The organism is Pontibacter indicus (genome assembly GCF_900156345.1).
GTDB lineage: Bacteria > Bacteroidota > Bacteroidia > Cytophagales > Hymenobacteraceae > Pontibacter > Pontibacter indicus.
Map to the genome: position 1 here is coordinate 1,094,839 of NZ_FTPP01000002.1, position 12,419 is coordinate 1,107,257.

Consider the following 12,419-nt stretch of genomic DNA (forward strand, 5'->3'; position numbering starts at 1 on the left):
AACAAAGCTTGCAATCCAGCATTTTAGCGTTTTATATAAAATAGACAGCATGACTTCAGAACAAATGAAGGAATTAAAGGCGCGCGTGGCCGCCTTGAGGAGGTATCTTTGACTACGATGCCAAGAAAGAGCAAATAGCCGAGACCGAGCAGCAGACCCTGGCGCCCGACTTTTGGGACGACCCGAAGGAAGCCGAGAAGGTACTGAAAGAAGTAAAGCTGCTAAAGGTATGGACAGACCACTACGAAGAGGTAGAGAAGTCTTTGTCTGACTTGGAGGTTCTCTTTGATTTCCACAAGGAAGGCGATGTGTCGGAAGAGGACATGAAAGCGGAGGCCAAAAAAACCGAGGAGGCCATCGAAGGACTGGAATTCAAGCGCATGCTCAGCGGCGAGGAAGACCAGTTGAGCGCCATCCTGGAGATCAACCCGGGAGCGGGCGGCACTGAGAGCCAGGACTGGGCCGAAATGTTAATGCGCATGTACATCATGTGGGCCGAGTCGCATGATTTTGGCGTGAAGCAGGTGAACTATAACCCCGGCGATGGGGCAGGTATAAAATCGGCCACGCTGGAGATCACGGGCGACTTTGCCTACGGGTACCTCAAGTCCGAGATCGGGGTGCACCGCCTAGTGCGAATCTCTCCCTTCGACTCAGGCGGGCGCCGCCATACCTCATTCGCGTCGGTGTTTGCCTACCCGGTAGTGGACGATACCATCCACATCGAGGTGAATCCGGGCGACATTGAGTGGGATACCTTCCGCTCAGGCGGTGCCGGAGGTCAGAACGTGAACAAAGTAGAGACTGCTGTGCGCCTCAAGCACAAGCCAACCGGTATCGTGATCGAATGCCAGATTGAGCGCTCGCAGCTCATGAACAAGGAACACGCCCTGCGCATGCTCCGATCCCGTTTATACCAGTTCGAAATGGAGAAGCGCAACGAGGAGCGCGACCGCATCGAGAGCACCAAAAAGCGCATCGACTTCGGCTCCCAGATCCGCAATTACGTGCTGCACCCTTACAAGCTCGTGAAAGATATCCGGACAGGCGTAGAGCGGTCGGATGTGCAGAACGTGCTGGACGGCGACCTGGACGAATACATCAAAGCATACCTGATGCAAGCATAATAGCTAAGGTCTAGAATGTAAAAAGGCTTCCTGTAAAGGAAGCCTTTTTTGTTTGAGAAGCTGCCTGGCTGCTTAGCCGGTCACAATGACGCGTACCTCCATGGCACGGTGCTCGATGCCGTCGATCGTTACCCGGAAGAACATCCGGATCACGTCATTCACCTGCAGGGCGCCTAGCGGAGTGCCGGGAGCCAGCGTACCATCTGCCTGTACAATCGTGGTGGTAGACAGTACATCAGGTATAGCATTGGCAGGTATTGTGAAGGTAACGGTGCTGCCGGGCGTTACCGCCTGGTTGACGGCAACGTTCGGAGCCGAATTTCGGGTGATGACCGTGGCCGGAGCCCGCTTTAAACGATCCGCATTTGTGGTCCCTGTAGGCAGGGTGGGGCTCAGGTTAGGAGGCGTGGCCGCGCCGTTGCGGAAGCGCTGGGCGGCTGCGGAAATAGCGGTAATCTGCTTGCCTTCCGGCACCCTGACTTCCACAGTTATACCGCCATTGGCAATCGCATCCTGATAAATAATGAAAGCGCCTTCGTCGAGCAGCGGCTGGCCATTGGGGCCAACAGACTGTGGAAAGGTAATGGCAGCTTCTGGCACCGGATCGGTATTGAGCAAGCCGTCGAACTCATCTTTTTCGCAACTGATCAGCGTTAAGCACAGCGTAACGAGTGCCGTGTACTTAACTGTTAAATTCTGGATTTTCATTTTTAAATCGCTTTAAAGTCAAATACACTATTCTCCCATCCACCAAACCGGTACCAGCAAGCCTGCCGGATAATCCTGCAGCGGTACGTTCTCAGAGTTACCCTGAATCTCTCCCAAAGCATAAGGCCAACGCACAGGGATTCTGGTGACGCCTACCTGCGGGTTCTGGGCAAGTTCGAGCTGGGGATAACCGGTGCGCCTATAGTCGTTATAGGCCTCGTAGGCGTTTCCGACCGAGGACGCCCATTTATCCCGAATCAGGATATTGAGCTTGCCTTCTGTAGAGCTGGCCGACTGAAAGGCCGCCACGCGCCTGTTAATGTACTCTGCCGCATCCGTCTGGAAGTTTGCAGGTAAGTTGCCGGCACCCACAAAGCTTGTGATATCGTCGAACTGAGCCTGAAGCGCCTGCCTGAAATACTCTGCCGGATCGCCGGGAGTGCCGAGCGTAAGGGCGGCCTCAGCGAGCCAGAAATTCACCATGGTATGGGTGATGAGGCGTATGGGGGCAGCACCGCCATTCGAAATCGTGCCGTCTGCATTCTGAGTGCCATTGCCTACCACGTATACTCCCCAACGAGACCTGTTTGGACTAGTGAAGGGTACTGAAGTGAATGCACCATTGTCGTATGTCACATAGTTTCCGTTGGTTCGGGTGAAGAACACAGGCAGCCTCGGGTCATTCAGGGACGAAAGCGAGTCGTAGAAGCGCTGGCTCAGGATCATGTCGTTGATGCGTGTCTGGTGCTGGTACATGTAGATCGGGTTGAACGAGCCAGATGAAGAAAAATACCTGACATTGAAGTTCTCTGCATTGGAGGAGATCAGGTTCCCTTCGTTTACCAGCTGTGTGATCGCGCTTGCCGAGTTCGGGTTCGTCTTGCGGCTTTGCAGGTATAACTTTAGTTTGATCGAGTTAGCGGCCTTGCGCCATTTGGCCAGGTCGCCACCGTAAATTTGATCCCCGAGCGAAGCGGCTGTCACGGTGGTTTTGTCCAGGTCGGCCAGTCCCTCGTCGAGCAACTGCACCACCCCGGCGTATACCTGTTCCTGCGGATCATAGGCAGGTTTCGGGAATTCCGTAATGTTCAGCGCCTGCGAGAAAGGTATATCGCCCCAAAGGTCTGTAGCCACCAGGTATACGTATGCCTGTTGGATACGGGCCATACCTGCATAATGGAAGTTGCCCTCCTCACGCCCCTGCTGCACGATCTGTTCCAAATCATCGAGTAAGGTGGCATAGATCGCGTTCCACTCGTTGTTTTCCGGGGAGACGTTATACCTGTCATAAGGGTCGGTCTGTGTACCTGTACCAGCCATTTGCTGCATCCAGAGCGAGGTGATGATCTGCGCGGTGTTTCCCACAAAGAAGCCTGTACCGATCTGTGCCCCTGGTAGCAGGCTTTGCACCGAGGCGTTTTGCAGGTTGTTCGGGCTTACGTTCACATCCAGGTAATCGTCGCAGGAGCTGGCGATTGCCAGCAAAAATGCCAACACCACGCCCTTTATTATTGTTATCTTTTTCATATGCTTTGGTGTCTAGAATTAGAATGTGAAACGAAGGTTGACGCCGTAGTTTCGAACAGTTGGAGGGGAGTTAAACTCAAAACCCCTGGTGTTACCGCCGAGTTGGTTCGACTCTGGGTCAGCATGCGGCAGGTTAGGCGCATGGAAGAACAGGTTACGGCCGGTGACGGAGATACTGGCCGCCCCAAACGGCGTGCGCTCCAGTATCGACGCAGGCAGTTCATACCCTAAACTCACTTCCCGCACCCTGAACACCGATGCGTCAAACACCGCGAATTCGTTGGCCGCGTTCAGCGCCACCCAATACTCCTGAGCAGAGATTTGCGTAGTGTTCGGCCTGGAGGTACCGTCAGCATTCAGGACAACGCCCTCAAAGAGGTAGGGGCGCTCCCGGTCTGTTTGTTCTTCGAGCACACCGCGCAAACGGGCGATCTGGGTCTGACGGGAGTAGAAGTCTCCTCCGTGCACATACTGGAGCAACACGTTTAGGTTAAATCCTTTGAAGCTGAAGGTGTTGCCCAGGCTACCCCACCAGTCTGCATTCGGGTCTGCGATGATCTGCGGGTTCTGATCCACCACCGGCACACCCGTGTTGGGGTTGATGATGAAGCGGCCCTGCTCATCGCGCAGGAAGGCCGAGGACTGGATCACACCAAAGGGCTGGCCAGGTATAAGCACTGGGCTAAGGCCTGTGAAGGCGCCGGTTCCGGCGCCGGTCAGCAGCGTGAACTGGTTAAGCCCGGGCGCCAGCGACACCACTTTCGACTTAATGTCAGTGAAGTTTACGTTGACATCCCAGCGGAAGCCACCCTCAAAAGTAAACGGAGTACCTGTAGCCGATATTTCCCATCCTTTGTTCTGGATCTCGCCGGCATTCTGGGTAAAGGTGGTAAAACCTGTTGAGCCCGGCACGTCCACGTTAAAGATCTGGTCCGTGGTTTTGTTGAAGAAGTAGTTCACATCAAGCGAGGCCCTTCCGTCAAACAGTCCTAATTCAACGCCAGCTTCGTAAGAAGTGGTAAACTCAGGGTTCAGGTCTGGGTTACCCCGTCTGTTGCCGCGTGATACGGCTGCCACTGTGCCATTGAATGGAAAACTGATACCTGCCACGTTGTTACCGAAGGCCTGGTTAACGAAAACCGTGTTGGTCAGGTATATGCCAGCGTCATTACCTACCCGGGCATAGCTACCCCTAAGCTTACCATAGCTGAGAATAGGGTTGGCAATATCAAAGGCATCTGTGAACACAAAGCCAAGGCTGGCAGCAGGATAGAAGTAGCTGTTATTGTCGAGCGCCAGTGTCGATGACCAGTCATTACGTCCCTGCAACTCCAGGAACAGCCAGTTTCTGTAAGAAAGACCGAGCTGTGAATAAATACCCACCAGTCGGCGCTGTGTCTCCGTGTTCGTCGGGAAGATGTTGGTATTTGTGTGGTTGAGCAGGTTGTAGAACTCAGGTGTGATCAAATCTTCCGCCCTGATGTTCCGGTTATCCGTGTTGATCGTGTTGATCTGGTTACCCACCAGGAATCGCAGGTTGATATCCTCGTTCAGGTCTTTGGTATATACACCGAAAATGTCCTGGTTAAACTGACGGTAGAAAATGTCGTCGTAAATCTGAGATCCGCGCCTGTTAAGGGCTGTGTTACCGTTTGAGTTAATAGAGCCGAAGGCGATCGCTTCGCGGCGTCTGTCAGAATACTGGTCCAGACCGATACGGTAGGTAAAAGTCAGATCCTGAAAGAACTGAGGCTTCCAGTTCACGGTGGCACTGGTAATGGTTCTGTTCACCTCGCTTTCATAGAAGTTCTCGTTAACGCTCCAGCGTGGGTTGTCGCGGGCGAGCTGGGTGAACAGGGTAGGGGCTTGCTGTCCGGGACCTATCTTATATGGCACATTGTTTACGTCAAAACTTCGGGGTGTGAACGGAAGCGTAAACCAGGGGCTGGTACCAGAGTTGCCTTGCAGCGAGCCTTCCTGCTCCGTGTTTGCATAGATGATGGAGGCATCAATCGAGATACCATACGACAGCTCGGCGGTACCAGCAGCACGAAGCGAGAAACGGTCAAGGCCGCTGTTCGGGATAATGCCGGACTGGTTGGTGCTGTTCGCGCTGAAGATATACCTGGTGTTAGCTCCCGCCCCAGACAGTTGCAAACCATTGTCGAAGATGGTGCCCGTCTCGAAAAAGTCTTTTACGTTATCCGGGTAGGCTCTATACTCCAGTGTCTCCTGCGGGTTACCAGGCACGTTGGGCACGGTGGTGATACCGGGGGTACCAAACCTTGGTCCCCAACTGTCGGTCACGTTCGGGCTGTAACGGAAGTTGGTGCCCTGTCCATACTCATTCTGGTACTCAGGCAGACCGTACACATTCTGCAGGTTAAAAGACGAGGTAACACTCACTTCAAACTTTTTGTTGGCGTCTCCGGACTGTCCTTTCTTGGTGGTGATGATGATGGCCCCGTTTGCCGCTCTGGATCCGTAGAGCGCCGCAGCAGCAGGTCCTTTCAGCACCGTCATTGATTCGATGTCGTTGGGGTTGATGTCGAGGCCACGGTTAGAGTAGGCTGCGCCGCCCACGGTAGGAGCGGAAGTAAAGTTAGTGGAGTTGTCGATCGGGATACCGTCCACCACAAAAAGCGGCTGGTTGTTGCCGGTGGCGGAAGAAATACCCCGGATGAACACCTGCGTACCTGCGCCGGGCAAGCCACTGGAGGAGATGATCTCTACACCTGCCACCTTGCCCTGCAAGGCATTTACCACGTTTGGTTCCGAACGCTGGGCAAGTTGCTCGCCCCCTACGTTCTGCACAGCATAGCCTAGCGACCTTTCGGTACGCTCTATACCTACAGCCGTCACCACCACTTCCTGCAACTGCCGGGTGTCTACACTCATAGTTACATTGATGGTCGATTGATTGCCTATGTCCCGTGTGATGGTGGTATAGCCAATAAAGCGGAAAGCAAGCGTGTTCGAGCCTTCCGGCACATTGATGGAGTATTCACCATTGGCGCCTGTCGCGGTACCGACACTGGTGCCCTGCACCAGTACGGCCACACCGGGCAGCCCTTGCCCTGTTTCCTGATCTGTCACGGTTCCCGTAACCGTCCTAGTCTGGGCCATGCCTTGGTGAAAGAGGGCTAGAATCAGAATAGAACACAGTAGTAGTAGTTTGTTCATGTTCCCAAAAAGTTTTGGCTTCAAAAGTTTAATAGAATCAGGTAGGTAAAAGCGTCACCAAGCAGGACGCTTACTGGGGAGGTATTAAGGGGAGCCTTTCTGAAGTTGGTTTTTATGTAATCAGGCAGAAAGGGTACTAGTAAATGGTGCTTGCGTGTCTATTTTATAATATTAAAGTTATATTATGTGAACATAACATTATACGTGTCAATTTTTATTTAGAACTTGATTAATAGTATTTTAACTAAAAATTAATATTAATATATCAAGTTGTCAGTATTCGTATATCTAGATTTAAAGTATGTTTGCAAAGTGTATTCTTAGGTGCTGAGCGAACAAAATCAATCAGCAGCATGGGGTTGAACAGTCTACTGATTTCTGGTACCAGTCTTGGGTATGATGCTTTTCTTATTCTAATCTATTATTGCTGGTCACGAGTAGAGTGATCCGACCAAGAATACCGGCTAGAATGACGTCTTAAGCGAATAATTCGAATTGTCTTTATTGTAGAAATGCCCTAGTTGACTTCTCTGATCAGGGACCGCCTTTCCTATAGATCATTGTTCATGTTTTGGTATGTGTTATAACATTGAATCAGAATAACTTAGGAAATTCGGAATTTATACTGATTTGATTGTTTTGGTACTATATTTAGTGAGGTTTATATAAGATGTGTTAAAATAGCGTTGATAAACAATGGGTTGTGTGTTTTGTGGGCTTTGTAAAAGGTGTGTCTTTTGTAATAACACAAGATGAAGGTTTAAGTCGCTGAAAAATACGGAGATAGAGGCAAAGAATTTTAAATAGCAGTTTTGTATATATTAGAAAAATATGCTTAGTTTGGAGCACTCAAGAAATGTAAAAAGTTTGTTTAAATACTAAATAGGCTTGTTTTACTCCTGTTAATTTGCTGGAAAGGAAAATGTGATCCGGTTCTCAAAACCGCATGGGAAATTCCTTTACTATGTGCCAGCATTTTAATTATAGCATACTGAAACCTTATTTCTTTAAACCTTAAATCTTAACTACTATTTATCTTTCACCTCAATTAACAGACCAATGAAAAAACTACTACTATTGAGTTTTGCGCTGGTATTCGTCGTGCTTCAGCAGGCATTGGCGCAGAGCAGAACTGTTACGGGTACTGTGACTGACCAGTCGACTGGCCAAGGCCTTCCTGGTGTTGCAGTGCTTGTAAAAGGCACTAGCACCGGTACGGCTACCGGCGCTGACGGTACTTATTCTATCACTGTGCCAGCTGACGGAAACACGCTTGTGTTCCGCTTCCTCGGCTACAGAACAACTGAGCGTCCGATAGGAACATCTGCTTCTATCAACGTTACTTTAGAAATCGACCAGAGACAACTTGATGAAGTTGTAGTAGTAGGTTACGGTACACAGCAGAAGAAAGACGTGACCAGCTCTATTGCGCAGGTGAAAGGTGAGACAATTGCCAACCTGGCAACTCCATCTTTTGACCAGCAGCTGGCAGGTCGTGCTTCTGGTGTGCAGATCACGCAGCCATCCGGTATCCTGGGTGCGCCTCCGAAGATCAACATCCGCGGTGTGAACTCTATCTCTTCCAACACGCAACCGCTTATCGTAATTGACGGTGTGCCAGCTACATCAGGTAACCTGGGTGGTTTCACGCCTTCAAACGCACTTGCTGACATCAACCCGAACGACATCGAGTCTTTCGAGATCCTGAAGGATGGTGCTGCTACAGCGGTTTACGGTTCACGCGCCTCTAACGGTGTAATCCTCATCACTACAAAACGCGGTAAATCAGGTCAGGCTAAGTTCTCTTACGATGGCTGGGCTGGTTCTGCTAAGGCGATCGAGCTACACGACCTGCTGAACGCGCGTGAGTTCGTTGACATCACAAACGAAAAGTATGCAAACCTTGGCCAGGCATCTCCTGCTGTTTTGGGTGATGCAGACACTGACTGGAACAAAGAAGTATTCCGTACTGCTTTCCAGCACAGCCACGCATTCTCTGCCAGCGGTGGTACTGACAAAACAAACTACTACTTCTCTCTTGGTTATTCTAACCAGGAAGGTATTGGCCGCGCCAACAGCCTCGAGCGTTATTCAATTCGCACTAACCTGCAGACGAAAGTAACTAAGTTCCTGGATTTCGGTTTGCAGGCTGGTTTAACTAACCAGATCAACTCTGGTCCGCTTACTGGTTCTAACAACCTGTCAGGCAACATATTTGGTGTGATCCGTATGCACCCTAACGTGCCTGCACTTGATCCAAACGACCCAACCGGTTATAACATCGACGATCAGAACGACAGATCACTGGGCCGTGGTCCAAACTTGGGTACGATTGCCAACGGTATTCCTAACATCCGTTTCGTATTGGATAACAACGTACGTAAAGCTACTACTTACCGTGGTCTGGGTAACGTATTCCTGGATTTCAAACTGGTAGACAACCTGCGTTTCAGAACTCAGCTGGGTGCTGACTTAACGCTGGTAGACGACTTCCTGTTCAACGACCCACGTCATGGTGACGGCCAGGGTTCAGGTGGTGTCGTTTCACAAGCTTATTCTCCAATCAAAGCTTGGAACTGGCAGAACATCCTGAGCTACAACAAGTCATTCAACGAGGTGCACAACCTGGATGTGACTGCTGTACAGGAATATAACAAAACAAGATCAAGCTTCTTCCAGGCACAAGGTACTGGTCTTTCTGACCGTTTCTTCAATGAAAACCTGGTATCAGGTTCGTTTGCTAACCAGTTCGCCTTCGGTGGTATCGGGGAGAATGGTCTTGCTTCATACCTGGGTCGTTTCAACTACAACTATGCTGGTAAGTACTACATCGGCGCTTCTATGCGTGCTGACGGTCTTTCTAAGCTTTCTGAAGACAACCGTTGGGGTTACTTCCCTGGCGTATCTGCTGCCTGGAGAATCTCTGAGGAAGAATTTTTCAAGAACTCATCTACTCTTAGCGTAATCTCTGACCTGAGACTGCGTGGTAGCTGGGCAGAGGTAGGTAACATCGGCATCCCTGGAGGTAACTATCCATACCTGGGTTCATTTGTTGCTGCTCAGTACGGTACATTCAACGGTATCGCTTTCGGTAACACAGGTAACCCTGATCTGCGTTGGGAAGCTCAGAAAATCACTGACTTCGGTATCGACCTGGGCTTGTTCGATGGTCGCTTGAACGTAGAATTGGCTTACTGGATGAAGGACAACTCGGACATTGTACTTGCTGCTCCAACACCTCCATCATTGGGTGTGCCTAACAACTCGATCATCCGTAACATCGGTAGCGTTTACAACGACGGTATTGAATTCTCAATCTCTGGTACAGTAATCGACAAGTCTAACTTCAGCTGGAACTCTAACTTCAACTTCTCTACACAGAACAACGAAGTGAAAGAGCTGGTAGACGGTCAGGACATCGTTTATGAATACACCATCCACCGCGAAGGTGAGTCTATCAACTCCATCTACGGCTATCAGTACGAAGGCGTGAACAGAGCAAACGGTAACCCAATCTACCGCAAAGCCGATGGCTCGCTGGTACAGGGTAACATCACTGGCAACGGTGGTTCTGCTGGTGTATACTACGGTTACGACCCAGCTAACCCAAGCGCACTGGGTGCACAGTCTTCTCTGTCATCTGCTGACAAAGTAATCTTGGGCAACACACTGCCTAAGTGGTTCGGTGGTTTCGACAACAACTTCAAACTGGGTAACTTCGATGCAAACGTGTTCGTGCGTTTCTCTGGTGGCAACAAGATCATGAACCGTACGCGTCAGGACCTTTTGACAATGGCGTTTGAGAACAACGGCCGTGAGATTCTGGGCAGATGGCAGTCTGCAGAGAACCCTGGCGATGGTCAGACTCCAAGACTGGCTGCTGGTGCTAACTACGGTAACTTCATTAACACAAACGGTGAGTCTTCTTCTCGTTTTGTTGAGAGCGGCGACTTCCTGAAAGTGAGCAACCTGTCACTTGGCTACACACTGCCTAAGACGCTGTCTGACCGCATCAGTGTAGACCGTCTGAGAGTTTACGCTCAGGTGCAGAACGCTTTCGTGATTACTGATTACACAGGTCTTGATCCGGAAACCTATACTAACATGAACAACAACAACCTCGGTGTTGACTGGAACGGTCAGCCACAGCAGCGTGTGTTCACAGTTGGTTTAAATCTTGGCTTCTAATTTCTTAATTTCCTTAAAATGAAAAATAGATCATTTATCAAAAATAAACTGAAGTTAGCGTTGCTAGCCCCTGCGGTGTGCTTCTCCCTGATGCTGACTTCGTGCGAAAAGGATACAGTAGAACTTGATCCTTTCGACAGACTTACTGAAGCAAGTGCCTTTACAACTCCTGAGCGTGTAGAACTGGCTGTAGCCGGTGTTTATGACGCTGCTCAGAGTGGTTTCTATGCTGGCGGTGCTGTGCGTGGTTATCCGTTTGGTGCGGCTCACGTAGAGCAGGGCGACAACCGTGGTGAGGACATGCTGAACCTGGAGGCGTTCTACGCCATCACGTACGGCTCCACCTACAACGCAGCCTCTGCCAACAACGTGTACCACTTCGAAACACTTTATTCGGTTATTAACAAAGCCAATATCGTGATCGAGGGTGTGGAGAAAGCTGTGGCAGACGGTTTGATTACACCTGAAGTAGGCAATGCTTACCTTGGTGAAGTGCGTATGCTGCGTGCCCTTTCTAACCACGAGTTGCTGGTGCACTTCGCGCGTCCTTACAATCACACAGCCGACGCTTCTCACCCAGGTGTTCCGATCAGAACGATTCCGGTGAACACACCAGCCCGCGTGGAAGAGGCAAGACAGCAGGGTAGAAATACCGTGAAAGAAGGGTATGATGCCATCTTGGCTGACCTGGACTATGCTGAATCTAACCTTCCTGAAACCCGCGCAGCTGGTGCTAAAATTTCCAGAGCTACAAAGAGTGCTGCTATTGCACTTAAGTCGCGCGTGAAACTGCACATGCGTGACTGGCAGGGAGTAGTGACAGAGGGCAACAAGCTCATCACTGGTACTACGACTTTCACAAGCCCAGTCGGCGGTTATGCTCTGACGGCCTCTCCGGATGGTCCTTGGGCTAACAATTCCAGCAACTCTGAATCCATCTTCTCGTTCATGAACACGGCCAACGACAACGCCAGTGTGAACGGTTCTTTGGGTCAGATGTACTTTGCCGGTGCAGGTGGCCGTGGTCTGGTTGCCATCAGCCCGCTGATCTGGAACGCCACTTTCTGGCCAGCAAACGACGCTCGTCGTCAAATCATCACAACTACTTCACGTGCGATCTTTACAAGAAAGTACAGAGATCCACAGACGCAAACCGACTGGTCACCAATCATTCGATATGCTGAAGTGCTGCTGAACGTAGCCGAGGCTGAGTCAAGACTGGGTAACAGCGACAGAGCATTGGCTCTACTCAATGCAGTTCGTGGCCGTTCTACAGACCAGACTTACACAGGTCTGACAGGCGATGCCCTGACACAGGCCATCGTAAACGAACGCCGTATCGAGTTCGTGGGTGAAGGTCTGCGCTGGAAAGACATCCACCGTCTGGCAAAAGAAGGCAAGTTTGGTCCTGCGGGTATACCTGCCAAGGTAGCCTCTACGTCTAACCATATTCCGCAGTACAATGCGGCAAGCGGTACGTTCCCGGCTACCACTATACCTTTCATTCCTTACGATGACTTCCGTTTCATCTGGCCAATTCCAGTGTCTGAAGTTGCATCTAACCCTGTGTTAGCTGCTCAGCAAAACCCTGGATACTAAGCCTAGCGGATAGTATAGATTTAAAAAGCCCTGTCAGCGGAAGCTGGCAGGGCTTTTTGTTTTATTTTTGTCATGTAAACTTCTCTA

General features: G+C 50.6%; 6 protein-coding genes. 3 read left to right on the top strand and 3 right to left on the bottom strand.

Annotation, left to right across the window (positions count from 1 at the left end; translation table 11 throughout):
* The first annotated feature begins 49 nt into the window (after positions 1-49).
* Positions 50-1,127 (top strand): peptide chain release factor 2 gene (prfB, locus tag B0B12_RS13640; RefSeq protein WP_139337807.1). Its coding sequence is split into 2 segments (ribosomal slippage): positions 50-109 and positions 111-1,127, totalling 1,077 coding nucleotides; the frame shifts between segments, so codons are not numbered across the junction.
* Between the two features lie 72 nt (positions 1,128-1,199).
* On the opposite strand, the gene B0B12_RS13645 is transcribed toward prfB, so the two are convergent.
* From B0B12_RS13645 to B0B12_RS13655, 3 genes are read right to left on the bottom strand one after another with little or no spacing between them, the layout of a single operon-like run.
* On the bottom strand, positions 1,200-1,835 hold the full coding sequence (locus B0B12_RS13645; protein WP_076669634.1) for a hypothetical protein: 636 nt from the start codon (positions 1,833-1,835) through the stop codon (positions 1,200-1,202).
* Positions 1,836-1,862: 27 nt separating this feature from the next.
* Positions 1,863-3,362, bottom strand: a complete 1,500-nt coding sequence (locus B0B12_RS13650) for a SusD/RagB family nutrient-binding outer membrane lipoprotein (protein ID WP_076669635.1) — start codon at positions 3,360-3,362, stop codon at positions 1,863-1,865.
* 18 nt (positions 3,363-3,380) lie between these two features.
* Positions 3,381-6,488: a SusC/RagA family TonB-linked outer membrane protein gene (locus B0B12_RS13655; protein WP_170871866.1), complete on the bottom strand. Its 3,108-nt coding sequence runs from the start codon at positions 6,486-6,488 to the stop codon at positions 3,381-3,383.
* 1,116 nt (positions 6,489-7,604) lie between these two features.
* Between B0B12_RS13655 and B0B12_RS13660 the strand changes: the two genes are divergently transcribed.
* Positions 7,605-10,733 (top strand): SusC/RagA family TonB-linked outer membrane protein, encoded by a 3,129-nt coding sequence (locus B0B12_RS13660; RefSeq protein WP_076669637.1) that lies wholly within the window; start codon positions 7,605-7,607, stop codon positions 10,731-10,733.
* A gap of 18 nt (positions 10,734-10,751) precedes the next feature.
* Positions 10,752-12,332, top strand: a complete 1,581-nt coding sequence (locus tag B0B12_RS13665) for a RagB/SusD family nutrient uptake outer membrane protein (RefSeq protein ID WP_076669639.1) — start codon at positions 10,752-10,754, stop codon at positions 12,330-12,332.
* The last annotated feature ends 87 nt before the right edge of the window (positions 12,333-12,419 follow it).